This is a genomic window from Micromonospora krabiensis (assembly GCF_900091425.1).
GTDB classification, from domain to species: domain Bacteria; phylum Actinomycetota; class Actinomycetes; order Mycobacteriales; family Micromonosporaceae; genus Micromonospora; species Micromonospora krabiensis.
The window spans coordinates 6,659,822-6,685,018 of sequence record NZ_LT598496.1; the positions used below are offsets into that span (position 1 = coordinate 6,659,822).

Here is a 25,197-nt window from a genome sequence, read left to right on the forward strand (position 1 = left end):
GCGAGAGGATCCCGATGAGCGCCGACGCCCTGGCCGCCCCGGCCGGTCCGTTCCCCGACGCCGCCGGCCACTACGGCCGTTTCGGCGGCCGGTTCGTCCCGGAGGCGCTGGTCGCCGCCCTCGACGAGCTGGACGGGGCCTGGCGTACGGCGATGGGCGACGAGGCGTTCCGCACCGAGTTCGCCGACCTGCTGCGGAACTACGCGGGTGGCCCGTCCCTGCTCTACGAGGCCCGGCGGTTCTCCGCCCGGGCCGGCGCACGGGTCCTGCTCAAGCGTGAGGACCTCAACCACACCGGCGCGCACAAGGTGCGCAACGTGCTCGGCCAGGCGCTGCTCACCCGGCGGATGGGCAAGAAGCGGGTGATCGCGGAGACCGGCGCCGGGCAGCACGGTGTCGCCACCGCCACCGCCGCGGCGCTGTTCGACCTCGACTGCGTGGTCTACATGGGCGAGGTCGACACCGAGCGGCAGGCCCTCAACGTGGCCCGCATGCGGATGCTCGGGGCGACCGTCGTCCCGGTCACCACCGGGTCCCGCACGCTCAAGGACGCGATGAACGAGGCGATGCGGGACTGGGTCGCCAACGTCGACGACACGCACTACCTGATCGGCACCGCCGCCGGCCCGCACCCGTTCCCGGCCATGGTCCGCGACTTCGTGCGCGGCATCGGCGACGAGGCCCGCCAGCAGTGCCTCGACCTGACCGGCGCGCTGCCCGACGCGGTGACCGCCTGCGTCGGCGGCGGCTCGAACGCCCTCGGCATCTTCCACGCCTTCGTCGGGGACCCCGACGTGCGGCTGTACGGCTTCGAGGCCGGCGGCGACGGCGTCGCGAGCGGCCGGCACGCGGCCAGCATCACCGGCGGCTCCGCCGGGGTGCTGCACGGCACCCGCACGTACGTGCTCCAGGACGCCGACGGCCAGACGATGGAGTCGCACTCGATCTCCGCCGGCCTGGACTACCCGGGTGTCGGGCCGGAGCACGCCTGGCTGCACGACACCGGCCGGGCGTCGTACGCGCCGGTGACCGACGACGAGGCGATGGCCGCCTTCGAGCTGCTCTGCCGCACCGAGGGGATCATCCCCGCCATCGAGAGCGCGCACGCGCTCGCCGGCACCCTGGCGATCGCCCCGAAGCTCGCCGCCGAGCTGGGCCGGGAGCCCACCATCGTGGTCAGCCTGTCCGGTCGGGGCGACAAGGACGTGCACACCGCCGGCAACTACTTCGGCATCCTCGACAGGGAGTGAGTGCGATGAGCGTCGCGGGTCGGCCCGGCGGCCGGGTGGAGGTGGCAGCCTAATGACTGAGTCAAGCCGTGAGAGCGTGAGTGAGTCGGTAGGGCTGTCGGGTGCGCAGGATGGCGTGCAGGACGTTGATGCGTCGGCGGGCCAGGGCGATGAGGGCTTGGTGGTGTCGTTTGCCTTCGGCGCGTTTGCGGTCGTAGAAGGCGCGGCTGGCCGGGTCGCGTTGCAGGGCGCAGAACGCCGATTGGTAGAAGACCCGTTTGAGGGTTTTGTCGCCGCTGGTAGCGCGGCGCAGGTAGTGGACCTTGCCGGATTGCTGCAGGACTGGTGCGAGGCCGGCGGCGCTGGCGAGTTGGTCGCCGGTGGGGAATCGGGTGATGCCGCCTGCCACGGCGAGGAATTCGGCGGTGAGGGTGGCCCCCATCCCGGGCAGGGACTGGATGAGGGCCGCGTCAGGGTGGCGGTCGAGAGCGTCGTGGATGCGCTTGTCCAGGTCGGCGAGTTTGTCCCGGCAGGCGAGTACCTCGCGGGCGAGGTCGCGGACGATGTCCGCGGCGACGGCTTCGCCGGGCACGGTGACGTGTTGGGCGCCGGCGGCGGTCAGTGCCTTGTCGACCAGGGCGTCGATCACGGTGCTGTGGTGCCGGCCGGTGGTGCGCAGGTACTCGCTGATGCGGCGTCGGCCGGCTCGGCGGATCTCGGTCGGCGTGACGTAGCGGGCCAGCAGGGCCGTGTCGACTTTGTGGGTGGGGTCGACGACGCGCTCCAGACCGGGATGGATCGAGGCGAGCAGATCCCGCAGCCGGCCGATGCGGCGGGTCTGGTCGACCACCAGTTCCCGGCGGCGGCCCACCAGCAGCCGCAGCTCGCTGCCGGCTTCGGTGGCCGGTTCGACGGGACGCAGTTCGTCTGCGCGCAGCCGGATCTGATCGGCGATGACCTTGGCATCGCGCGGATCCGACTTGTGCTCACCCCCGCGGGTGGCACGGCGAGCCCGGTTGACCGCAAGACCGGAGACATGCACCAGGCGCAGGCCAGCGTCGACCAGCATGACCTGCAGCAGGCCGGCGATGCCACCGAGCACGTCGATGGCGACCGTGGCCGGCCCATACTCGGCCTGCACGGCTCGGATGTCGTCGATGAGCACCTGGATCGCCGACGGATCGTTGTCGACTTTCCGGCTGGCCAGGACCCGCCCCGTCTCGCTGTGCACGAGCGCAGCCCAGTGGAACTCCTTGGCCACGTCCACACCAACCGCGACCGCCATCTGACTCCCTTCTCCCGTCGTGGACACGCGCACGCTCTTGCCGCCGTCAACGCCCTACACAGCGATCAATCGCAAAGCCCAATCAGCAGTCAGCAAGAGCAGACGAGACAGGCGGCGATGCCACCCTCGCCATGGTCGGCAGCCAGCATGAAAGCCATACCTGCCTCGCCCGCGTCAGCCCGTACGAATACCACCGTCGGGCTCGCAATGAAAGGTAGGGCGGCATGAGCCGTATCGGGGTCGCCTTCGACAAGGCGCGCGCCGACGGCAGGGCGCTGCTGGTGGGCTGCATGCCGGCCGGTTTCCCCACCGTCGAGGGCAGCATCGCGGCGATGACCGCGATGGTCGAGGCCGGGGTCGACGTCATCGAGGTGGAGATCCCGTACTCCGACCCGGTGATGGACGGCCCGGTGATCCAGAAGGCCAGCGACATCGCGCTGGCGAACGGCGTCCGCACCGCCGACACGCTGCGCATCATCGAGGCGGTCGCGGCCACCGGAGCGCCGGTGGTCACGATGACCTACTGGAACCCGATCGAGCGGTACGGCGTCGACGTGTTCGCCCGCGACCTGGCCTCGGCCGGCGGCACCGGTCTGATCACCCCGGACCTGATCCCCGACGAGGCCGACGAGTGGCTGGCCGCCTCGGACGCGTACGGGCTGGACCGGACGTTCCTGGTCGCCCCGTCCTCCACGGACGAGCGGCTGGCGATGACCGTGCGGCACTGCCGGGGCTTCGTCTACGCCACGGCCATCATGGGCGTGACCGGCGCGCGGACGCAGACGTCGGAGGCGGCGCCGGTGCTGGTCTCCCGGGTCCGTCAGGTGAGCGACCTGCCGGTGGGCGTGGGCCTCGGCGTCGGCACCGGCGCGCAGGCCGGGACCGTCGCCGGCTACGCGGACGGCGTGATCGTCGGCAGTGCCCTGATCCGCTGCGTGCTCGACGCCCCGGACGAGGCCACCGGCCTGACCGCGCTGCGCACCCTGAGCGCCGAACTGGCCGAAGGCGTCCGCACCCCCCAACGCTGACCCCCCACCCCCCCCCGCCCTCGGCTCCCCGCCCCCTCCCGCGCCCGTTACCGCCCGTCGATCTTGCACTTTCGGCCCGTGGAGCGCGGGTTATGCCCCGTTTGTCGGGGCACCGACTGCAAGATCGCGGAACGAGGGGACGGGGGTGCGGCGAGAGGGCGGGAGCGGGGCGGGGTGGGTTAGTGGTGGGCGGGTTCTTGGGGGGTCGGGTCGGCGCGTTGTTCGGGTGGGCGGGGGTTCGACGGGCAGTCCCGCAGGACGCCGGAGCGGCCCGCCGTCGCGTCGCCGATGGCCGCGCGGGTGGTCGGGGTGACCGCCGCCGGCAGGTCGGCCGGGTCGTGCCAGGAGAGCCGACAGCCGTCGGCCGCGTCGCCCACCGGCCGGTCGCCGCGCAGCCGGGCGCGGAACACGTGCACCAGGACGTCCGGGAGCGGGGCGGCCCGACCGGGCGGCGCCGACGGCGCGCAGGGCAGGCCCTCCGCGAGGTGGTAGAGACCCACCAGGTCCACCACCTCGATCTCGTGGCCGGTCTCGGCGCGGATGTCACGCACCGCCGCGTCCACCGGGCTCTCCGGCCGGCGCAGCCGGCCACCGGGCAGCGCGTAGCGCCGTTCACCCCGCCCGTGGCGGCAGAGCAGCACCCGACCGGCCTCGTCGCTGACGACCGCGGCCACCGCCCAGGTGAGCGTGCTCATGGACAAAGAGCCTACGGCGGTGCAAACCAGAAGTCACCGTGACCGTCCGACCGGTGGACCGGGGTGCCACCGAACGGCTCCGCAGCGGTACCGTGTTCACCCGTGACCCTCGCCTCGCTGTCGCCCCAGGCGGCCCTGCCCAGTCCCAGCACCGCGGTCTGGCAACTCGGGCCCCTGCCGGTCCGGGCCTACGCGCTGTGCATCATCGCCGGCATCATCGTGGCCTGCCTGATCACCGAGCACCGGCTGCGTCAGCGCGGGGTCGCGCCCGGCGCGGTGCTGGACATCGCGGTCTGGGCGGTGCCGGCCGGCATCATCGGCGCCCGGATCTACCACGTGATCACCTCCCCGGAGAAATACTTCGGCACCGGCGGTGACCCGCTCAAGGCCTTCGCCGTCTGGGAGGGCGGGCTGGGCATCTGGGGCGCGGTCGCCGGTGGGGCGCTCGGCGCCTGGATCGCCGCCCGGCAGCTCGGCATCCCGTTCGGGGTGGTGGCCGACGCGCTGGCCCCGGGCCTGCCGCTCGCCCAGGCGATCGGCCGGGTCGGCAACTGGTTCAACAACGAGCTCTTCGGTGGGCGTACGACGCTGCCCTGGGGGCTGGAGATCCACCGGATGGACCCGGACAACCCCGGTCACGCGCTGCGCGACGACACCGGTCGGCCCATCCTCGAACCGGGGCTCTACCAGCCGACCTTCGCCTACGAGGCGCTGTGGAACATCGGCGTCGCGGTGCTGGTCTACCTGCTCGACCGCAAGCTGCGGCTCGGGCGCGGCCGGGCCTTCGCCCTGTACGTGATGGGCTACACCGCCGGCCGCTTCTGGATCGAGCTGATGCGCACCGACGAGGCGAACACGATCCTCGGCGTCCGGCTGAACGTCTGGACCGCCGGCGTGGTCTTCCTCGGCGCGCTCGTCTACTTCCTCCGCGTCCGGGGCCCACGGGAGTACCTGATCCCGCTCGGCGCGACGACCACGCCCACGACGCCCACCCCGCCCGTTGGCTCCGACGTCTCTCAGGTCGACCTCTCCGCGGGCGAGGCCGGGTCGCGTCCCGCCGCGCCGGAGGGCTACCGCGTGGTCGACGAGGAGCAGTTCCGGGCGTACCAGGAGACGGGGGTGGCCCCCACGGTCGAGGACGACGTGGCCAGCGACGGCGCTCAGACCGAGGCGGCGGTGCCCGCCGGGCGGGCCGAGGCGACCACCGGCGACGTGGACGGCCCGGCCGACGCGACGGCGGCCGGCGACGGCCCGACGCGCGACGACCGGGCCGGTGCGACCGGCTCGGGCCCGGCCGACCGCGACAACTGACGGGGGAGCGGCACCATGCGTAGCGCGGTGGTGGTCGGCGCCGGCATCGGCGGCCTGTCGGTCGCCGGCGCGCTGGCCCGCTCCGGCTGGCAGGTCACTCTCCTCGAACGCGCCGACCGGGTCCGGCCCGAGCCGACCGCGGTGGTGCTGTGGCCCAACGGGGTGCGGGCGCTGCGCGCCCTCGGCCTCGGCGCCGGGCTGGAGGCGATCGCCACCCCGCTGTCCGACGGCGGGGTGCGCCGCCCCGACGGGCACTGGCTGGTGCAGCCCCGCCCCATACCGGCCGACCGGATGCCGGTGGTGGTGCACCGGGAGGACCTGCACGACGCGCTGATCGCCGGGCTCGGCGACCGCGTCGAGCTGCGGACCGGGGTGACCGTCCGCACGGTGCGCGCCGACCCGGGCGAGCGGCCGGCGGTCGGTGACGGCCGGAACCTGATCGAGGCCGACCTGGTGGTCGCGGCCGACGGGACGGACAGCGAGATCCGCCGCCGGCTCGCCCCGGAGGCCGCGGTGGTCAGCTCCGGCAGCGCGGCGTGGCGTGCCGTCATCCCCTGGTACCGGGCGCCGCGGCTGCCGGCCGACCGGCCGCTCGGCGGTGAGGTGCTCGGCGCCGGCTACCGCTTCATCTCGGCCTCGCTGGGCGAGCGCGGCTCGTCGGGCGGCTCCAGCCGGGGCGGCATCTACTGGGTGGCCACCGCCGCGGGCGCGCCCCGCCCCGAGCCGCCCGAGACCCAGCTGGCCCTGCTTCGCCGCTGGTACGCCGGCTGGCCCAGCCCCATCGGTGAGCTGCTGGAGGCCACCGATCCGGCCGACCTGGTGCAGCAGGAGGTGCGGGAGCTGCGTCCGCTGCCTCGCGCGTACGGCTTCCCCGCCGGCCCCGGCGGCGTGGTGCTGCTCGGCGACGCGGCGCACGCCATGCCGCCGCACCTCGGGCAGGGTGCCTGCCTCGCCTTCGAGGACGCGGCCACCCTCGCCGCCCTGCTGCCGAAGACGCGGCTGCCGGACGCGGTGCAGGCGTACGACCGGATGCGTCGGCCCCGCGCGGCGACCGTGGTCCGGCAGACCCGCCGCATGTCGGCGGTGCTCCAGACCCGGGGCCGGTTGGCGCTGCGCGCCCGCGACGTCGCGCTCGGCACGTTCACTCCCCGCCTGATCAACACCGCCGCCGCGTCGGCGGCGCAGTGGCGTCCGCCGGCCTGAGCCGCCGATCCCTTCCGGGCCGCGTGCCGGGCCGGTCCGTCGACGGTCAGGGCAGCACGAGGGCGGGTTCGGCGATGCAGGCGGTGCCGATCCGGCGGAAGCCGACCCGCAGGTAGACGCGCGCGATGTCCTCGCTGCCGGCGGAGAGGAACACCAGGTCGGTGCCGGCGGCGAGCAGCTCGCGGGCCAGCGTCGCGGTGACCGCCGCGCCGAGCCCGCGACGGCGGGCAGCCGGCAGGGTGCCCACCCCGGCGATCTCGGCGACGTCACCGACGCGCATCGCGATGCCGCTGGCCAGCGCCCCCTCCGCCGGGGTTCCGGCCAGCACGGAGATCCGGCGGCCGTCGGCGATGCGGACCCGCTCCTCGTCCAGCGCGGCGACCTCCAACTCCATCATCGCGGCGTCGCGGTGCTCGGGGCCGAGGTCGCCGGGGGCGGTGCCGGGCGCGGCGAACGCCACGGCGGCGACGGCACGACGGGCGGCCACGTCCGCGGCGAAGTCCGGCCCGTCGGCGTCGAGCACCCGCACCGGTACGTCGCTGAGCCCCGCCGGGTTGGGCAGCTCCGCCGGGTCCAGCACCATCAGCGGCGCCTCCAGCACGGACAGGCCGGCCGAGCGGGCCACCGGCAGCAGGTCGGGCGTCGTCTCGTGCACCCACTCCAGGGCCTCGGGCAGCCCCAGCTCCCGCTGGCGTTCCCGGACGGCGCTGACGTCGGCCAGCGAGGGCGGCTCGTCGGCGCCCGGCCGGGGGCGCGCGTAGAAGGGGAAACCGCCACCGTCGCGGACGAAGAGCACGAGTCCGCCGTACTCCTCCACACGGGCCGCGTCGCGGGGCACCGCGTCGTAGAAGCGTTCCAACCGGTCGAAGAGGTCCTTGTACAGCGGATCCACCGCGCGAGACTACACGTCCCAGACTCTGGAAGGTGTGATCAATCCGGACTGGCCTTGCGGCCCCCGCCCTAACGTAGACTCAATAGACCCACGGGCCGACGTCGTCCCCACCATGATCCAACCTGAGTGACGACAGGAGGCCCGGTGGCCTTTCCGTACCCGCATAAGCCGCAGCAGGCCCCCCTCCTCGGCGGGGGCACGCCCGCGGCCGGGCTCTACGACCCCGCCCAGGAGCACGACGCGTGCGGCGTGGCCTTCGTCGCCGACCTGCACGGCCGTCGCTCGCACGACGTCGTCGCGAACGGCCTCGGCGCGCTCTGCCGGCTGGACCACCGGGGCGCCCGGGGAGCGGAACCCAACACCGGCGACGGCGCGGGCATCATGATCCAGGTTCCGGACGCGTTCCTGCGCGCGGTGGTCGACTTCCCGCTGCCGCCCGCCGGGGCGTACGCGACCGGGCTGGTGTTCCTCCCCGACGACGACGCCGACGAGGCCCTGGCCCGCCGGGTCGTCGAGAAGTACGCCCTGGTCGAGGGCGCCGAGCTGCTGGGCTGGCGGGACGTGCCGGTCGACCCGAGCGGGCTGGGCGAGACCGCGCTGGCGGCCATGCCCCGCATCCGTCAGGTCTTCCTCGCGGCGCGCCGGCTGACCGACTCGCCGGCCGGGCCGGCCGGTTCGGCGCTGAGCGGCATCGACCTCGACCGGGTGGCGTTCTGCGTCCGCAAGCAGGCCGAGCGGGAGAGCGCCGAGCGGGGCGTCGCCGCGTACCTGCCGTCCCTGTCGTCGCGCACGATGGTGTGGAAGGGGATGCTCACCCCCGACCAGCTGCCCGCGTTCTACCCGGAGCTCACCGACGAGCGGATGGAGAGCGCGATCGCGCTGGTCCACTCCCGGTTCTCCACCAACACGTTCCCGTCCTGGCCGTTGGCGCACCCCTACCGGTTCATCGCCCACAACGGCGAGATCAACACGATCCGGGGCAACCGCAACTGGATGCAGGCCCGCGAGGCGCTGCTGCGTACGCCCGACCTGCCCGGCAACATCCGCCGCATCTTCCCGGTCTGCACGCCGGGCGCGTCCGACTCGGCGAACTTCGACGAGGTGCTGGAGCTGCTGCACCTGGCCGGCCGGAGCCTGCCGCACGCCGTGCTCATGATGATCCCCGAGGCGTGGGAGAACGACCCGGGCATGCGCCCGGACAAGCGGGACTTCTACCGCTTCCACGCGAGCCTGATGGAGCCGTGGGACGGGCCCGCGTCGGTCGCCTTCACCGACGGCGAGATCGTCGGCGCGGTGCTGGACCGCAACGGGCTGCGCCCCGGGCGCTGGTGGCGCACGGCCGACGGGCTCGTCGTGCTCGGCAGCGAGGCGGGTGTGCTCGACCTCGACCCGGCGCGGGTGGTCGCCAAGGGGCGGCTCCAGCCGGGGAAGATGTTCCTCGTCGACACGGCCGCCGGCCGGATCGTCCACGACGAGGAGATCAAGGCGGAGCTGGCGGCCGCGCAGCCGTACGGCGACTGGCTGCACGCCGGTCTGATCGACCTGACCGACCTGCCGGCCCGGGAGCACATCGTCTACACCCACGACTCGGTACGCCGCCGCCAGCAGACGTTCGGCTACACCGAGGAGGAGCTGAAGATCCTGCTCGCGCCCATGGCCCGCACCGGCGCCGAGCCGATCGGCTCGATGGGCACCGACACGCCGATCTCCCCGCTCTCCACCCGGCCCCGGCTGCTCTACGACTACTTCCACCAGCTCTTCGCGCAGGTCACCAACCCGCCGCTGGACGCCATCCGGGAGGAGCTGGTCACCAGCCTCAGCTCGACCATCGGCCCGGAGGGCAACCTGCTCGACCCCGGTCCGGCGAGCTGTCGGCAGATCGTGCTGCCCTACCCGGTGATCGACAACGACGAGCTGGCCAAGATCCTCTCCATCGATGAGGACGGCGACCTGCCCGGCTTCAAGGCCGTCCGGGTCTCCGGCCTGTACCGGATCCGCGAGGGCGCGGCCGGCATCAAGGCCCGGCTCACCGAGATCTGCCGGCACGTGTCCGAGGCGATCGAGGACGGCGTACGGATTCTGGTCCTCTCCGATCGCGACTCCAACGCCGACCTGGCCCCGATCCCGTCGCTGCTGCTCACCGCCGCGGTGCACCAGCACCTGGTCCGCGAGCAGACCCGCACGCAGGTGGCGCTGATCGTGGAGTCCGGCGACTGCCGCGAGGTGCACCACGCGGCGGTGCTGATCGGTTACGGCGCCGCTGCGGTCAACCCGTACCTGGCCTTCGAGTCCGTCGAGGACATGATCTCCACGGGCGCGCTGGTGGGGGCGGAGCCGGCGACGGCCGTGCGCAACTACGTCAAGGCACTCGGCAAGGGCGTCCTGAAGATCATGTCGAAGATGGGCATCTCGACGGTGTCGTCGTACTGCGGTGCCCAGGTCTTCGAGGCCGTCGGGCTGGACGCCCGCCTGGTCGAGCGCTACTTCCGGGGCACCCCGAGCAAGATCGGCGGCATCGGACTGGCCGGCATCCACGCCGAGGTCGCCGCCCGCCACGCCCGCGCCTGGCCGCCCGCCGGCGCCGCCGGGTCGGACCGGCTGGAGGTCGGGGGCGAGTACCAGTGGCGCCGCGAGGGCGAGCTGCACCTGTTCAACCCGGAGACGGTCTTCCTGCTCCAGCACGCCACCCGCAGCCGCCAGTACGACATCTTCCAGCGGTACACCGCCAAGGTCGACGCGCTGGCCGCCGAGGCGGGCTCCCTGCGGGGCCTGTTCACCCTGCGCGTCGGCGTCCGCCCGCCGGTACCGCTGGACGAGGTGGAGCCGGCCAGCGAGATCGTGAAGCGGTTCGCCACCGGCGCGATGTCGTACGGGTCGATCTCGGCGGAGGCCCACGAGACCCTCGCCATCGCCATGAACCGGCTCGGCGGCAAGTCCAACACCGGCGAGGGCGGCGAGGACGTCGAGCGGCTGCACGACCCGGCCCGCCGGTCCGCGGTCAAGCAGATCGCCAGCGGACGGTTCGGCGTGACCACCGAATACCTGGTCAACGCCGACGACCTCCAGATCAAGATGGCGCAGGGCGCCAAGCCCGGCGAGGGTGGCCAGCTGCCCGGCAACAAGGTCTGGCCGTGGATCGCCCGGACCCGGCACGCCACGCCCGGCGTCGGCCTGATCTCCCCGCCGCCGCACCACGACATCTACTCCATCGAGGACCTCGCCCAGCTCGTACACGACCTGAAGTGCGTCAACCCGGCCGCCCGGGTGCACGTCAAGCTGGTCAGCGAGGTCGGCGTGGGCACGGTCGCGGCAGGGGTGGCGAAGCTCAAGGCGGACGTCATCCTCATCTCCGGCCACGACGGGGGCACCGGCGCGTCCCCGCTCAACTCGCTCAAGCACGCCGGCACCCCCTGGGAGCTGGGGCTGGCCGAGGCGCAGCAGACGCTGCTGCTCAACAAGCTCCGCGACCGGGTGACCGTGCAGGTCGACGGCCAGCTCAAGACCGGCCGGGACGTGGTGGTCGCCGCGCTGCTCGGCGCCGAGGAGTTCGGCTTCGCCACCGCGCCGCTGATCGTCGCCGGCTGCGTGATGATGCGGGTCTGCCACCTGGACACCTGTCCGGTCGGCATCGCCACCCAGAACCCGGTGCTGCGCGAGCGGTTCACCGGCACGCCCGAGTTCGTGGAGAACTTCTTCCTCTTCCTCGCCGAGGAGGTCCGCGGCTACCTCGCCGAGCTGGGCTTCCGGTCCATCGAGGAGGCGATCGGGCAGACCGAGCTGCTCGACGTCGCCCCCGCCGTCGCGCACTGGAAGGCGTACGGACTCGACCTCGCGCCCGTGCTGCACCTGCCGGAGCTGCCGGCCGGCGCGGCCCGCCGGGGCGTACGGGCCCAGGACCACGGGCTCGACCGGGCCCTGGACAACGAGCTGATCGCGCTCGCCGAGCCGGCGCTGCGCGGCTCCGGGGCGGCGGTGGCCGGCGCCGAGGCGCGGGTCACGCCGGTGCGGGCCGAGGTACGCATCCGCAACGAGCACCGCAGCGTCGGCGCGATGCTGGGCGGTGAGGTGACCCGCCGCCACGGCGGGGCCGGGCTGCCGCCCGACACGGTCGAGTTCGTGCTGACCGGCACCGCCGGGCAGTCCTTCGGCGCGTTCGTGCCGCGCGGGGTGACCCTGCGCCTGCACGGCGACGCCAACGACTACGTCGGCAAGGGGCTCTCCGGCGGTCGGATCATCGTCCGGCCGGACGGGAGCGCGCCCTTCGCCGACCCCGACGCCGCCACGGGCGAGCGGGCCGAGGACCAGATCATCGCGGGCAACACCATCCTGTACGGCGCCACCGCCGGCGAGGTGTTCCTGCGCGGCCGGGTCGGCGAGCGGTTCGCGGTCCGTAACTCCGGCGCGACCGCCGTCGTCGAGGGCGTGGGTGACCACGGCTGCGAGTACATGACGGGCGGGACCGTGGTGGTGCTCGGGCCGACCGGGCGTAACTTCGCCGCCGGCATGTCGGGCGGCACCGCGTTCGTCCACCGGCTCGACCGGGCCCGGGTCAACACCGAGCTGGTCGACCTGGCGCCGCTGGGCGAGGAGGAGCAGGCGGTGTTGCACGAGCTGGTGCAGCGCCACTTCGCGGAGACCGACTCCGCGGTGGCCGAGGAACTGCTCAAGCGCTGGCCGGAGGCGGTGGCGGAGTTCACCGCCGTGGTGCCCCGCGACTACCGCCGGGTGCTGGAGATCATGCGGGCCGCCGAAGCCGCCGGCCGTGACGTCGACGACGCGGTGATGAGCGCGCTCGCACCATCCGCCGCGCCGGTGCCGCCCGCCCCGCGGGCGGCCGCCCAGGAGGTGGCTCGTGCCTGACCCGAACGGTTTCCTGCGCTACGACCGGCGGCTGCCGGCCCGCCGGCCGGTCCCCGTGCGGATCAGCGACTGGCGCGAGGTGTACCCCCCGGCCGGCGAGGAGCTGGTCCGCGAGCAGGCCACCCGGTGTATGGACTGCGGCATCCCGTTCTGCCACGACGGCTGTCCGCTGGGTAATCGCATCCCGGACTGGAACGACCTGGTCCGCACCGGCAACTGGGACGCGGCCGTGGCGTCGCTGCACGCCACGAACAACTTCCCCGAGTTCACCGGCCGGCTGTGCCCGGCGCCGTGCGAGGCGGCCTGCGTCCTCGGCATCGCCGGCGGCGACCCGGTCACCATCAAGCAGGTCGAGGTGGAGATCGCCGACGCCGCCGTCGCGCGGGGTGGGCTGCGGCCGCAGCCGGTGCCGGCGCCGACCGGTCGCTCGGTCGCCGTGGTGGGCTCCGGGCCCGCCGGTCTGGCCGCCGCGCAGCAACTGGCCCGCGCCGGGCACGCGGTGACGGTGTACGAGCGCGACGACGCGATCGGTGGCCTGCTCCGCTACGGCATCCCCGACTTCAAGCTGGAGAAGGGGCACATCGACCGGCGGGTGGCGCAGTTGGCGGCCGAGGGCGTCGAGTTCCGCACCGGGGTGAACGTCGGCGTCGACGTGACGGCCGACCAGCTGCGCGCCCGGCACGACGCGGTGCTGCTGGCCTGTGGCGCCCTCCAGGGCCGGGACACCCCGGAGACCCCGGGCCGGCAGCTGCGCGGTGTGCACCAGGCGATGGCCCACCTGGTGGCGGCCAACCGGGTCGTCGCGGCGGCCGGTGAGGGGCGGCCGGCGCTGGCCGTGCTGCCCGACGGCACGCCGATCGACGCCGCCGGCCGGCACGTGGTGATCATCGGGGGCGGCGACACCGCCGCGGACTGCCTCGGGGTGGCGCACCGGCAGGGCGCCGCCGGGGTCCATCAGCTCGACCTCTACCCGCGGCCGCCGGCGGCCCGCGACGAGGAGCGCGACCCGTGGCCCACCTGGCCGTGGATCCTGCGCAGCTACCCGGCGCACGAGGAGGGTGGCGAGCGGGTCTTCGCGGTCGCCGTGCAGGAGTTCGTCGACGACGGCACCGGCCAGGTGCGGGCGGTACGCATCGCCGAGGTGACCGTGGAGAAGCAGGACGGCCGGCGGATCGTTTCCGTGGTGCCCGGCACCGAACGGGAGCTGCCGGCCGACCTGGTGCTGCTCGCGATCGGCTTCGAGGGCACCGAGGAGCAGGCGCTGCTCACCCAGCTGGGGGTGTCCCGCAACCCACGCGGCGCGGTCGACGCCCGACCGGACTGGCAGACCGACGCCGACGGCGTGTTCGTCGCCGGGGACATGCACCGGGGCGCCTCGCTGATCGTCTGGGCGATCGCCGAGGGACGCGCGGCGGCGGCCGGCATCCACGCGTACCTCGGTGGTGGCACGCCGCTGCCGGCCCCGGTCGACCCGGGCGCCCAACCGCTCGCCGCCCGCTGACCCGACCGACCGTCGCCCCGGCCCGGCAGGGCCGGGGCGACGGCGCGTGAGCCGCCTCACGAAGATGGGCGAATCGGGGCAAGTGCGCCACACTTGCCGACGGCCGGAACCGACGGGGGGACGGCCTGTCGTCAGGGCCGTCGGGTCGGGGAGGTCTGTCGTGGCCACTGGTGCCACGTTCGCCGCGCTACGCCACCGGAACTACCGGATCTGGGCCGGTGCCGGGTTCGTGTCCGTCATCGGCACGTGGATGCAGGTGCTGGGCGTCAACTGGTACGTGCTGGCGCGTACCGGCTCGGCGACCTCGATGGGCTTCGCCGTGCTGCTCCAGGCCCTCCCCACCCTGCTGCTGAGCGTCTGGGGCGGCGCGCTCGCCGACCGCCTGCGGGCCCGGCCGCTGCTGATCGCCGCCCAGGCGGCCCACGCGGGACTCGCGGCGGGGCTCGCGCTGGTCGCCGTCACCGGGGCCGGTGGCCTTCCGGCGATCTACGCGATCTCGCTCGCGACCGGCGCGATCTCCGCCATCGAGGGACCGGTGATGGGCCGGTGGGCCTCCACGCTGGTGGACCGCGAGACCCTCGGCAACGCCTTGGCGCTGGGCTCGCTCACCAACTCCGCCGGTCGCATCCTCGGCATGAGCGCCGGCGCGGTGGTGGTCGCCGCCGTCGGTCCCGCGCTCCTGTTCATCATCAACTCGGCGAGCTTCGTCGCCGTCGTCGCCGCCCTGTTCCTGGTCCGCGAGGGGGAGCGGCACGTCGGGCAGGCGGTGACCGAGCCCACCACGACCCGTGCCGACCGCAGCATCCGGGCCGGCTTCGCCTACCTCCGGCGCCAACCGGTGGTGCTCGTCGCGTTGGCCCTGTCGTTCGTGCTGGGCAGCCTCGGCCGCAACTACCAGGTCACCATGGCCGCGATGAGCGACGGGCCGCTGCACGCCGGCGCCTCCGGCTACGGCCTGCTCTCCACCGTCTTCGCCGTCGGCACGGTGCTCGGCGCCCTCGTCGCCGCCCGTCGGCGGGACCTCGGCTACGGCGTCCTGGTCGGCGCCGGCCTGCTCGCGAGCGCGTTGCAGATCGTGGCCGGCCTGGCCCCCGGTACGGTGAGCTTCGCCGCGGTCATCCTGCCGATCGCCGCGGCCGCCGTGGTCATCGACACGACGGTCGGCGCCCGTGCCCAGCTCGACACCGACTACCTGATGCGCGGTCGGGTGCTGGCCGCCCTGGCGGTCACCGGCTCGGTCTCCGCCGCCGTCGGCGCGCCGCTGCTCGGCTGGCTCTCCGAGCACGCCGGGCCCCGCCAGACGCTGGTCCTGGCCGGCGCGACCGCGGCCGTCGCCACCGTGGCCGCCGCCGTCGCCCTGGACCGCCTGCGCGGCGGGCGGCTGCGGCACCGGGTGGCCCAGGTGGTGCCCGTGGTCCGGCGCCCGGTGGGCCGGCTCGCGTCGACCGCCGTCCGCGCGGTCGGCCCCGCCGCCGCGCGGGTCCGGCGCCCGGTGCCCGCGGTCGTGCCGTCGGTCCGGCCGCCCCGCAGCCCGCTACCCGTCGCCCGCACCGGACAGGTCCGCCGTGCCGCCGGTCGCCCCGTACCGCCACCGGCCCGCACCCCCGGCCCGCCGCACGTCCGGTTGCCCGGCCACCGGCCGGCGACGACCGATCCGGCGGCCGAGGCGACGGCGGGGACTCCGCTCACCGGCTGCGCGGTCGGCGGGGAGGCCGCGACCCGAGGACCGGCCGAGCGGTAGGTCGTTTCCGGGGTCGCCGTCGCGCTGCCCGGTTCTCCGCGCGAAGGTGCGGGCCCGGTCGGCCCCTCGACAGGACCGGTCGGTGACTGCACCCCTGTGCCGGTGGCGCCGACCCGGTGCCGGCGGCACCGATCCGATGGCGGTCGCGCCCGCAGCCCGGTCGCCCCTCCCGAGCGCCGGCGCGTGGCCATCGCCCACCGTCGCGGCGGCGGTTGTGGGCAAGGCCATGATCGGCGTTGTCGGCGGCCGCGACTTCGGGATCCGGCGGAACGGAGATCATCGTTACGCTGCGGGCGTGGAGATCGAGGAACGCGTCCGGCGGGTCCGTCGGTGGCTGTGGATCGTGGTGGTCGGCCTCTTCCTCAGCGGGGTGACCGCTTTCCCGCTGGAGATCGAGGTCCGTTGGCTGCGGCGGGCGCTGGAACCGTTCGCCGACCAGGTGCCCGCCCTGGTCACCTGGATCGAGCGGGTCCACGTCGGCCTGGTGGAGACCGGCGACCGCTACCCGTTCATGCTCTACGGCACCGACTGGCTCGCCTTCGCGCACCTGGTGCTCGCCGTCGCGTTCCGGGGACCGCTGCGCGACCCGGTGCGCAACGTCTGGGTGGTCCAGCTCGGGATGATCGCGTGCGCCGGCATCGTGCCGCTGGCGCTGATCTGCGGACCGGTCCGGGACATCCCGTGGTTCTGGACGCTCGTCGATCTGTCGTTCGCCGTCGGCGCCTTCCCGCCGCTCTGGTTCGCCTACCGGCACATCCGCCGGATCGAGGCCGCCCAGGGCGGCTGGCGGCCGACCCGTCCGGGCGCCGAGCCGGCGGGCGCCGAGTCGGCGGCCGCCGCCGACTGACCGGCGTCCGGTCACCGCGGTGCCGGCCGCCGACCGAGCACGCCCGGTCACGGGGTGCCCGCCGCCGACAACGACGGCGGGCACCCCGTGCTCAGCGGACCAGGAGGCGGTGCGCCTCGCGGATCTTCGCCCACGACTTCGGCTCCACCGGCGGCGCGGCCTTGCGGGCCGCCGACCCGGACACGTCGGGACGACCGGCGGTGAACAGCCAGGTGGTGAAGAGGTCGTCCAGGTCGAGCCCGGAGATCCGCTCGGCGAGGGCCTGGAACCGCGCGATCGTGCCGTTGCCGTAACGGTGCTCGGCGGCCCAGGCCGGCAGGATCGCGAAGAACGCGTCGTCGCCGACGGCCAGCCGCAGCTGGTGCAGCGCCATGGCCCCCCGGTCGTACACGGCGTCGTCGAAGATGCTGCTCGGGCCCGGGTCACCTGGGCGCACCTGCCAGAAGCCCGAGTCCTCCGGGTAGCTGGCGTACGTGAAGTCGAACAGCTCCTGTGCGGTGCCCTCGCCCTGCTCCTCCGACCACAGCCACTCGGCGTACGAGGCGAAGCCCTCGTTGAGCCAGATGTCCTGCCAGCGGGCCACCGACACGGAGTCGCCGAACCACTGGTGGGCGAGCTCGTGCACGACCACCGAGGTGTTCGCGCCACGGCGCCAGAAGCCCGGACCGTAGACCGGCCGGGTCTGCGTCTCCAGCGCGAAACCGATGCCGTCGACCGGCCCGGCGACGCCGCCCTGCGCCTCGAACGGGTACGGGCCGAAGAGCCCGGCCCCCCACTCGACGATCTCGGCCGTGCGTTCGATGCTGGCCCGCGCGGCCGGCCCCAGCTCGCCGAGCGTCGTGCTGTACGCGTTGACGACCGGCTGCCCGTTCGGGGCGGTGTCGGTGACGATGTCGTACTGGCCGATGGCGAGGAAGGCGAGATAGGTGGCGGTGGGGGAGGTGGTCCGCCAGATCCACCGGGTGCGGTTGCCCGCCTCGGCCAGCGGCGGCCGGGGCTGCACCCCGTTGCTGATCACCTCGACGCCGGTCGGCACCGACACCGAGATGTCGTAGGTCGCCTTGTCCAGCGGGTGGTCGTTGCTGGGGAACCACCACCACGCGGACTCCGGCTCGTTTACCGCCAGCGCGCCGTCGTCCGTGCGGGTCCAGCCGGTGTAGCCGCCGACCAGGGTCTCCGACGGCACGCCCGCGTAACGCACCACGATGGTGAGGTCCTGGCCCTTGGTGATGGCGCGCGACGGCGTGACCACCAGTTCGTGCACGCCGTCGGTGGTCGTGGTGGCGGCCCAGCCGTTGACCCGTACCGACTCGACGTCGAGCAGGAAGTCCAGGTTGAACCGGGAGAGGTCCTGGGTGGCCCGGGCGAGGATCGTGGTGGTGCCGCTGAGCCGGTCGCTGCCGGGGTCGTAGCGCAGGCGGACGTCGTAGTGCGCGACGTCGTAGCCGCCGTTGCCGTAGTCCGGGAAGTAGGTGTCGCCCAGTCCCGGGCCGCCGGGTTGCGGTGCGGCGGTGGTGATGGTCGGCCGGCCCCAGCCCGGTAGGGCGGCGTGGCCGGGGGCGCCGGTGGCGACGGTGCCGGCGCCGGTGAGGGTCAGGACGGCGATGGCCGCCCGGAGACTTCGTCGCACGAGGTGGACTCCCTCCGTCGGGGTGTTCGCCCCGTAAACCTAATCGACGCTGATGAACATGTCCGCCCCGTCGACGGCGCTCAAAGGTTCAAATGATCTAAATGTTTCGATAGCATTACCGCCTGGTAACAACGGCTCCGCCCCTGGCCACGCGCGCGGTCACGGATCCCACCACCCCCTGCCCTGTGGAGGTCCGTCATGCCCCACCGTCCGCTGGCCCGCGCCCTCGCCGCGCTGGTCGCCCTGCTCACCGCCGCCGTCGGCGCCGTCCTCACCGTTCCGGGTTCCGCGCAGGCCGCCGCCGTCAACTACGTCGCCCTCGGCGACTCGTACTCCTCCGGGGTCGGCGCCGGCCCGTACGACTGGTCCACCTGCCTGCGCAGTCAGAAGTCGTACGCCCCGCTCTGGGCCGCCGCCCAAGGGGTGACCAGCTTCGCGTTCCCCGCCTGCGGCGGCGCGGTGACCGCCGACGTCATCAACAGCCAGGTCAACGCGTTGAGCGCCGGCACCACCCTGGTCACCATCACCATCGGCGGGAACGACGCGGGCTTCGCCGACGTCATCACCAGTTGCCGCTTCGGCAGCACGTCGACCTGCACCAACGCCGTCAACCGGGCCCGGGCGTTCGCCACCGCCACCCTGCCCGGTCGCCTCGACGCCACGTACGCGGCCATCCGCACCCGCGCACCCGACGCGCGCCTGATCGTCCTCGGCTACCCCCGGCTGTTCGAGCTGAACTCCTGCGGCTGGCTGGCCATGAGCACCTACAAGCGGACCATCCTCAATGACGCCGCCGACCTGCTCGCCACGGTCACCGCCGGCCGGGCCGCGGCGGCCGGCGCCACCTTCGTCGACACCCGGCCCTACTTCGCCGGGCACGGGGTCTGCGGCGCCGACCCGTGGATCCACGACGTCTCCGGCGTCATCGAGGCGTACCACCCGGACGCCGACGGCTACCGCTACGGCTACCTGCCGGCGCTGACCGCCGTCACCGGCTGATCCGAGCGGCCCGGCGGCCGGCGGTCCCCGACGGACCGTCGGCCGCCGCGCCGCCGACCCCCCGCCGCGCCGCGTGTCGCGGTGCTGTCCCGGTGCGGCGGACGTCCGTTAGGGTCTTCGACGGACACCGGCGCGCGGCGGGGAGGCGGACAGTGGGCAGGCTCGCGTCGGCGTACCGGCAGGCCGTCACGGCGCACCAGGCCGCCCGGGCCCATCTCGACGCCGCCCGCGCCGGGATCGGCGCGGAACCCCCGTCGTCCACGCCGGACGGTTCACCCGCCGCGCAGACGCTGGTCGCCCGGCTCGCCGAGGTCGGTGGCGCGCTCGCCACCCCGACCCCGGGCGCCACCCCGGTCGCGGTCGCGCCGGTTCCGGTCCGGCTCGGCGAGGCGTCCACCCCGGAGGGCGCGTTCCCCGTGCTGGTGCCCCTCGGCGCCGGCCACCACCTGGCGGTGGACACCGACGCCCGCGACCCCCGGGTCGCCGGACTGCTGCGGGCGCTCGTGCTGCGGCTGCTCGCCACCGCGCCGGCCGGCGAGGTGCGGGTCGTCGGCATCGACACCGCCGCGCTCGGCGCCACCTTCGGGCCGCTGCGCCCCCTGCTCGACGCGGGCGTGCTCGACCCGCCCGCCACCACACCGGACGAGGTCGCCGCCCTGCTCGACGCCGTCGAACGGCACGCCCGGTCGGCGCAGCACGGCACTCCCGGCGGCACACCCCTGCTGTTGGTCGTCGCGGCGGCGGCCCCGCCGGCGCGGGAGCTGGCCCGGCTGGCCGCGCTCACCCACGCCGGGCCGGCCGCCGCGGTCTGCGTCCTGGTCGCGGGCCACCCGGCCGCCGGTCCCGGCGACCCGGCGCCGCCGCTGGGCGCGACCACCGCGGTGCGGCTGACCGGGCCGTACGCGCACGTCGGCGACCCGCCCGGCGCCCCGTTCAGCGCCGACGGCGGCGGTCTCGCCGCCCCCGTGGTGCCCGACGGCGACCCGCCGGCCGCCTCGGTACGGGCGCTCGCCGAGCACCTCGGCGCCGCCGTGCGACGCGGCGACGCGGTGGGCTTCGCCGAGCTGCTGCCCGAGCGGCGGTGGGCGGAGTCGGCGGGCAACGGCCTGCGTACGGTGGTCGGCCGGGCGGGCCGCGAGCCGGTCACCGTCGCCTTCGACGACGCCACCCCGCACTGGCTCGTCGGGGGACGCACCGGCGCCGGTAAGACCGTCTTCCTGCTCGACGTCCTCTACGGGCTGGCGGCCCGCTACTCGCCGGCCGAGCTGCAGCTCTACCTCCTCGACTTCAAGGAGGGGGTCAGCTTCACCGAGTTCGTGCCGACCGGTCGGGACCCGTCCTGGCTGCCGCACGCCCGGGCCGTCGGCATCGAGTCCGACCGCGAGTACGGCGTCGCCGTCCTCCGCGAGCTGCGCCGGGAGCTGAACCGCCGGGCCACCCTGCTGAAACGGCACGGCGTCACGAAGCTCGCCGACCTGCCCCGGGACACCCCGGTACCGCGCGTCGTGGCCGTCGTCGACGAGTTCCACGTGCTGCTCGCCGGCAACGACGCGCTGGCCCGCGAGTCGGTCGACCTGCTGGAGGAGTTGGCCCGCAAGGGCCGCTCGTACGGGGTGCACCTGGTGCTGGCCAGTCAGAGCATGACCGGCATCGAGGCGCTCTACGGCCGCGCCGAGGCGATCTTCGGGCAGTTCGCGCTGCGCGTCGCGTTGCCCGGCGGCGGGGGAGTGCTCGACCAGGCCAACGGCGCCGCCGCGGCGCTGCCGATCGGCGCGGCCGTGGTCAACACCGCCGCCGGCGCGGTCGGCGCGGACACCGTCGTCCGCTTCCCCGACGCGCACGCGGCGGCGGCGGACCTGACCCGACTGCGGCACCAGCTGTGGCAGGCCCGGCCGGCGGGCGCCCGCCCGCCCGCGGTCTTCCGGGGCTACGAGGCGGCGCGGCTGGAGGACGACCCCACCTACACCGGTCTGCGACCGGGCGGGCGCCGCCCGCTGGCCCTGGTCGGCCGGACCGTCGACGTCCACGGCAGCACCGCGATGTTCATCATGGACACCACGCCCGGCCGGCACCTCGCGGTGGTCGGCACCTCGGTCGCCGGTGCCGACGTGCTCCGCGCGGCGACGCTGAGCCTGGCCCGGCAGCACGCGCCCGGCGAGTGCCGGTTCCTGCTCGCCCCGCTGGTCGCCGCCGCCGACGAGGTGGTCGACGAGACCGAGGCCGTGCTCATCGCCGCCGGGCACACCGTCGAGCGGCTGGACGCCGCGTCCCTGCGGGCCCGGATCGCCACGCTGGCCACGCCCGGCACCGGCGCGCCGTCGCCGGATCCGACGGTGACCGACGGGAGCCCACCGGACGCCGCGATCGCGCCGGCCGGGCCGACATCGCCGGCCGGCCGGACGTTCCTGGTCGGGTTCGGGATGGACGCCGCCTCGACGGTCCTCGGCGCGCCCGACCCGCAGACGTTCCGCTCGGGCCTGGACGACCTGCGCGCCCTGCTGCACCAGGGGCCGGGTCACGGCGTGCACCTGCTCGGCTGGTGGCGGGGGCTCCGGCGGCTCGCCGACGACCTCGGCGGCCCGCAGAACCGCGACGACGTCGCCTGCCTGGTCGCGCTCAACGTGCCCGGCTCCGAGCTGGGGCTGCATCTCGGCGTGCACGACCTCGCCTACACGCCCCGTCCCGACCGGGCGCTGCTGGTCGACCGGCACGACCAGCGCACGAGGTTGATCGTGCCGTTCGCCCGGGACGCCCACGAGCTGGCCGGGGAGGGCTGACGGTGACCTTCGAGGAGTACGCGGCGCTGGCCCGGCAGCTCGCCGAGCACCGCCGCACCGGCGAGCGGGACGCCGCCGCCGAGAGCGAGCGCCGCCGCAACCTGCGGGCCGGCGTGGACTACCTGCACCAGCGGCTCACCGCCCAGGGGCAGCGCCTCGACCGGCTCGGCCGGGCCATCGGCGAGGCGTCACCGGCTCCGGGGCCACTCGCGGGCCCGCCGAGCCCGTACCCACCGGCGCCGTCGACCGCGCCGGTGTCGCCCGCGGCCGCGAACCCACCGGGCCCACGGTCCCCGCACACCGAGCCCTCGCACGTCCCGGCCGCCGGCCCCGGACCGGACGCGACGCACGCCGGCGCCGGACCGGGTGCGGTGAACGGCGGCCCCGGACCGGGTGCGGCGGTCGCCGGCGGCGCAGCCGCCGCGCCGGGGCGGCCGGAGGTCGTGGCGTACCCCCAGGTGACGGCGGGGCAGGCGCGGCTCGCGCTGCCCGGGGCCGGAAGCGCGACGGCGGCCGGGACCCCGGCGCCACCGGCGGCGGCCGATCCCCTGTCCGAGCTGGAGCTGGCCCGGCGGCACGCGGACGAGGCCGACCGGCACGCGCAGCAGGCGGAGCTGCTGGCGCAGCGGCCGGTGCTGTTGCCGGCCTGGTCGACGCTGGCGCGGGCGGTCGCGGTGTACGCCGGCTGCGCCGCCGTCGGCGTGGTGCTCATGCTGGCCCTGGTGCTCGCCTCGGGGGTCGGTGTGGTCGACCTCGGGACGCTGTACGCGTGGATGTGCGCCGGCCTGCCGGCGGCCTCGCTGATCGCCGGGTTCCTGGTGCTCGGGCGCTGGGGAAAGCCCGCCGCGGTGGCCGGCACCCCGCCGCGGCACGTGCTGCTGGGCTTCCTGATCTGTTTCGTGCTGGTGCCGCTGACCTACTGCGCCTACCTGCTGGCCGTCCGCGGCTTGCGCTGAGCCCGGTCGCCCGGCGCGGTTCCACCGCACCGGGCGCCCGTGGTCCGGCTCAGCGGGTCGACGGCATGGTCGCGAACTCGGCGGCCAGCTCCGACTCGACGATCGTCGCGGCGGACGCCCGGCGTCCGCGGGCCCGGCGGCCGGAGGGGACGGCCAGCGCCGCCACCGCCGCCGCGAGGGCGATCGCCGTCAGGAGCAGGAAGCCCATGGTGAAGCCGGCCTCGCGGGGCAGCCCGCTCGCCTGCGGGTGGGCGGTGATCACGCCGCTGACCACCGCGGCGCCGATCGCGCCGCCGATGGTGCGGATGTTGGCGTTCATGCCGGTCGCGACGCCGGTCTGCGACGCCGGGACGTTGGCCACGATCAGGTTGGCCATCGAGGCGAACGCGAGCCCGATGCCGAGGCCCACGAGCCCACCGGCGATGGCGATCTCCAGGCGGCTGTCGTGCGCGACGGCCAGCATCGCCGAGGCGACCACGTTGAACGCGGCGCCCGTGGCGAGCTGGGCCTTGGCGCTGAACCGCGATTCGAGGCGGCCGGCGGCGAGGCCGGCGACGAACATCGCGACGAGCATGGGCAGCATGAGCAGGCCGGCCTGGCTGATGCTCGCGCCGAACCCGTAGCCGGCGGACGTCGGGGTCTGCACGAACTGCGGCAGGAAGGCGTACACGGCGAACATCGAACCGCCGTAGAGGAGGGCGACCAGGTTGGTCGTCCAGACGCCGGGCAGGCGCATCATCCGCATGTCGATCAGCGGGTTGGTGGAGCGGACCTCGGCCAGGGCCCAGCCGACGAACAGCACGGCGGCCAGCGCCAGCAGGCCGAGCACGCGACCGGAGGTCCAGCCCCAGGCGGCGCCCTGGCTGATCGGCAGCAGCAGCGCCACCAGCCAGCCGGAGAGAAGCCCGGCGGCGAGCCAGTTGATCCGGCCGGGTGCGCGAACGGGCGATTCGGGCACGAACCGGTACGCGGCGAGGGCGGTCAGCCCGACGATCGCCATCGGGATCCAGAACAGCCAGCGGTAACCGAGGACCGCGACGATCGGGCCGGCGAGCACGACGCCCAGGCCACCGCCGGCGGCGACGATCGCCGAGATCGACGCGACGGCGGAGCTCACCCGGGCGGCGGGGAACTCGTCGCGGATGATCCCGAAGGACAGCGGGAACACGGCGCCGCCCATGCCCTGGACGACCCGAGCGATGATCAGCACCCCGATGTTGGGCGCGATGGCGGCGAGCAGGCAGCCGAGCGCGAGGGCGAGCAGGGACGCGACCAGCATCCGCTCCTTGCCCACCATGTCGCCGATCCGGCCGACGATCGGGGTGAAGATCGAGGCGGAGAGCAGGTACGCGGTCAGCACCCAGGTCACGGTGTTCTGGGAGGTGTGCAGGTCGTGCTGGATCGTGGGCAGCACCGGAGTGATCAGCGACTGGAGCATCGCGAAGAATCCGGCGCCGGCCGCGAGCACGAGGAACGTCAGCCGGCGCGAGCCGCGCCGGGTGGTCTCGATCACGGAGGGAACTCCAATGGGTACGAGTGGGGAGGGAGCGAATCCCGGAGTACGCTATCCGGAGGCACGGCTCCGGTCAGTTCCGGAGGGGTGCCTCCACTAAGCTAGCGGAGGTAAGCCTCCGGTTGCAACCGAGAAGAGGTGACGCGCGTCATGACCAGCGCCGACCAGCTGGGAGAGGTCTTCATGCGGCGTCCCAAGCGGGCCGACGCCCGGCGCAACTACGACGCCCTGATCGCGGCCGCCCGCACGGTGTTCGCCGAGTCCGGGGCGGGTGCGTCGCTGGAGGAGGTCGCCCGGCGGGCCGGGGTTGGCATCGGCACCCTCTACCGCAACTTCCCCAGCCGTCGGGAGCTGTTCGAGGCGGTCTACGTCGACGAGGTCCAGGCGCTCAGCCGCTCGGCCGCCGACCTGGCCGACCTGCCCCCGTGGGACGCGCTCGTCGCCTGGCTCCACCGCTTCGTCGGGTACGTCGCCACGAAGCGGGCCCTGGCCGAGGAGCTGATCCACGACTCCGACGTGTTCCGCAGCTGCCGCACCGAGATCTTCGCGGCGGGCGAGCCGCTGCTGCGCCGGGCTCAGGACGCCGGGGTGGCCCGGACGGACGCCAGCTTCGAAGACGTGGTCCGGCTGATCAGCGGCATCACCGCCTACCAGTTCATGGAGCCGGCCCAGCGGGACCGGGTGCTGGCCATGGCCCTCGACGGGCTGCGCTACACCGGGCCGCGCTGAC

At 74.6% G+C, this 25,197-nt stretch carries 17 protein-coding genes; 12 read left to right on the forward strand and 5 right to left on the reverse strand.

Annotated features, from left to right (window positions below):
* The first annotated feature begins 14 nt into the window (after positions 1–14).
* Entirely contained in the window at positions 15–1,250 is a 1,236-nt protein-coding gene (trpB, locus tag GA0070620_RS30680) for a tryptophan synthase subunit beta (protein ID WP_091596834.1), read from the forward strand.
* Between the two features lie 61 nt (positions 1,251–1,311).
* Here the strand turns inward: trpB and GA0070620_RS30685 are convergent, their stop codons facing one another.
* Positions 1,312–2,514, reverse strand: a complete 1,203-nt coding sequence (locus GA0070620_RS30685; RefSeq protein ID WP_091587764.1) for an IS110 family RNA-guided transposase — start codon at positions 2,512–2,514, stop codon at positions 1,312–1,314.
* Positions 2,515–2,738: 224 nt separating this feature from the next.
* Between GA0070620_RS30685 and trpA the strand changes: the two genes are divergently transcribed.
* Positions 2,739–3,542 carry a tryptophan synthase subunit alpha gene (gene trpA / locus GA0070620_RS30690; protein WP_091596836.1) on the forward strand — a complete coding sequence of 268 codons (804 nt, stop codon included), beginning with the start codon at positions 2,739–2,741 and terminating at the stop codon, positions 3,540–3,542.
* A 179-nt stretch (positions 3,543–3,721) separates the two neighbouring features.
* Here trpA and GA0070620_RS30695 read toward each other — a convergent pair whose 3' ends face one another.
* Complete coding sequence (locus GA0070620_RS30695) at positions 3,722–4,237, reverse strand: NUDIX hydrolase (RefSeq protein ID WP_091596840.1); 516 nt, start codon at positions 4,235–4,237, stop codon at positions 3,722–3,724.
* Between the two features lie 102 nt (positions 4,238–4,339).
* On the opposite strand from GA0070620_RS30695, the gene lgt reads away from it, so the two are divergent.
* A complete protein-coding gene (gene lgt, locus GA0070620_RS30700) occupies positions 4,340–5,548 on the forward strand; it encodes a prolipoprotein diacylglyceryl transferase (RefSeq protein ID WP_091596843.1) in 1,209 nt (402 codons plus the stop codon).
* A gap of 15 nt (positions 5,549–5,563) precedes the next feature.
* The gene (locus tag GA0070620_RS30705) at positions 5,564–6,751 is read left to right on the forward strand and encodes an FAD-dependent oxidoreductase (protein WP_091596846.1); all 1,188 of its coding nucleotides are present in this window, start codon (positions 5,564–5,566) and stop codon (positions 6,749–6,751) included.
* Positions 6,752–6,797: 46 nt separating this feature from the next.
* Here the strand turns inward: GA0070620_RS30705 and GA0070620_RS30710 are convergent, their stop codons facing one another.
* Complete coding sequence (locus GA0070620_RS30710; RefSeq protein ID WP_091599657.1) at positions 6,798–7,634, reverse strand: GNAT family N-acetyltransferase; 837 nt, start codon at positions 7,632–7,634, stop codon at positions 6,798–6,800.
* 153 nt (positions 7,635–7,787) lie between these two features.
* Here GA0070620_RS30710 and gltB point away from each other — a divergent pair, with 153 nt between their 5' ends.
* The 4 genes from gltB (at position 7,788) to GA0070620_RS30730 (ending at position 16,592) form a co-directional block, all read left to right on the forward strand.
* Positions 7,788–12,503, forward strand: a complete 4,716-nt coding sequence (gene gltB, locus GA0070620_RS30715) for a glutamate synthase large subunit (RefSeq protein ID WP_091596849.1) — start codon at positions 7,788–7,790, stop codon at positions 12,501–12,503.
* A complete protein-coding gene (locus tag GA0070620_RS30720) occupies positions 12,496–14,004 on the forward strand; it encodes a glutamate synthase subunit beta (protein ID WP_091596852.1) in 1,509 nt (502 codons plus the stop codon). The genes gltB and GA0070620_RS30720 overlap by 8 nt, the downstream gene beginning before the upstream one ends.
* A gap of 160 nt (positions 14,005–14,164) precedes the next feature.
* A complete protein-coding gene (locus GA0070620_RS30725) occupies positions 14,165–15,745 on the forward strand; it encodes an MFS transporter (protein ID WP_231922023.1) in 1,581 nt (526 codons plus the stop codon).
* Between the two features lie 295 nt (positions 15,746–16,040).
* Positions 16,041–16,592, forward strand: a complete 552-nt coding sequence (locus GA0070620_RS30730; RefSeq protein WP_091596855.1) for a hypothetical protein — start codon at positions 16,041–16,043, stop codon at positions 16,590–16,592.
* Positions 16,593–16,683: 91 nt separating this feature from the next.
* On the opposite strand, the gene GA0070620_RS30735 is transcribed toward GA0070620_RS30730, so the two are convergent.
* Positions 16,684–18,222: a M1 family metallopeptidase gene (locus GA0070620_RS30735; protein ID WP_091596858.1), complete on the reverse strand. Its 1,539-nt coding sequence runs from the start codon at positions 18,220–18,222 to the stop codon at positions 16,684–16,686.
* Between the two features lie 198 nt (positions 18,223–18,420).
* On the opposite strand from GA0070620_RS30735, the gene GA0070620_RS30740 reads away from it, so the two are divergent.
* From GA0070620_RS30740 to GA0070620_RS30750, 3 genes are all read left to right on the forward strand, one after another.
* On the forward strand, positions 18,421–19,221 hold the full coding sequence (locus GA0070620_RS30740) for an SGNH/GDSL hydrolase family protein (protein ID WP_091596861.1): 801 nt from the start codon (positions 18,421–18,423) through the stop codon (positions 19,219–19,221).
* Between the two features lie 152 nt (positions 19,222–19,373).
* Positions 19,374–21,998, forward strand: coding sequence for an FtsK/SpoIIIE domain-containing protein (locus GA0070620_RS30745; protein ID WP_091596864.1), 2,625 nt, complete (start codon positions 19,374–19,376; stop codon positions 21,996–21,998).
* A 2-nt stretch (positions 21,999–22,000) separates the two neighbouring features.
* Positions 22,001–22,954 (forward strand): hypothetical protein, encoded by a 954-nt coding sequence (locus tag GA0070620_RS30750; RefSeq protein ID WP_091596867.1) that lies wholly within the window; start codon positions 22,001–22,003, stop codon positions 22,952–22,954.
* 49 nt (positions 22,955–23,003) lie between these two features.
* Here the strand turns inward: GA0070620_RS30750 and GA0070620_RS30755 are convergent, their stop codons facing one another.
* On the reverse strand, positions 23,004–24,467 hold the full coding sequence (locus tag GA0070620_RS30755) for an MFS transporter (protein ID WP_091596870.1): 1,464 nt from the start codon (positions 24,465–24,467) through the stop codon (positions 23,004–23,006).
* A gap of 150 nt (positions 24,468–24,617) precedes the next feature.
* Between GA0070620_RS30755 and GA0070620_RS30760 the strand changes: the two genes are divergently transcribed.
* Positions 24,618–25,196 (forward strand): TetR/AcrR family transcriptional regulator, encoded by a 579-nt coding sequence (locus GA0070620_RS30760; protein WP_172836536.1) that lies wholly within the window; start codon positions 24,618–24,620, stop codon positions 25,194–25,196.
* Position 25,197: the final 1 nt, after the last annotated feature.

What these genes read in the sequence shown, in the direction of transcription:
- GA0070620_RS30705 (WP_091596846.1), top strand. Translation starts at nt 5,564, where the DNA reads ATGCGTAGCGCGGTGGTGGTCGGCGCCGGCATCGGCGGCCTGTCGGTC.
- GA0070620_RS30740 (WP_091596861.1), top strand. Translation starts at nt 18,421, where the DNA reads ATGCCCCACCGTCCGCTGGCCCGCGCCCTCGCCGCGCTGGTCGCCCTG.
- GA0070620_RS30695 (WP_091596840.1), bottom strand. Translation starts at nt 4,237, where the DNA reads ATGAGCACGCTCACCTGGGCGGTGGCCGCGGTCGTCAGCGACGAGGCC.
- GA0070620_RS30685 (WP_091587764.1), bottom strand. Translation starts at nt 2,514, where the DNA reads ATGGCGGTCGCGGTTGGTGTGGACGTGGCCAAGGAGTTCCACTGGGCT.
- trpA (WP_091596836.1), top strand. Translation starts at nt 2,739, where the DNA reads ATGAGCCGTATCGGGGTCGCCTTCGACAAGGCGCGCGCCGACGGCAGG.
- GA0070620_RS30760 (WP_172836536.1), top strand. Translation starts at nt 24,618, where the DNA reads ATGACCAGCGCCGACCAGCTGGGAGAGGTCTTCATGCGGCGTCCCAAG.
- trpB (WP_091596834.1), top strand. Translation starts at nt 15, where the DNA reads ATGAGCGCCGACGCCCTGGCCGCCCCGGCCGGTCCGTTCCCCGACGCC.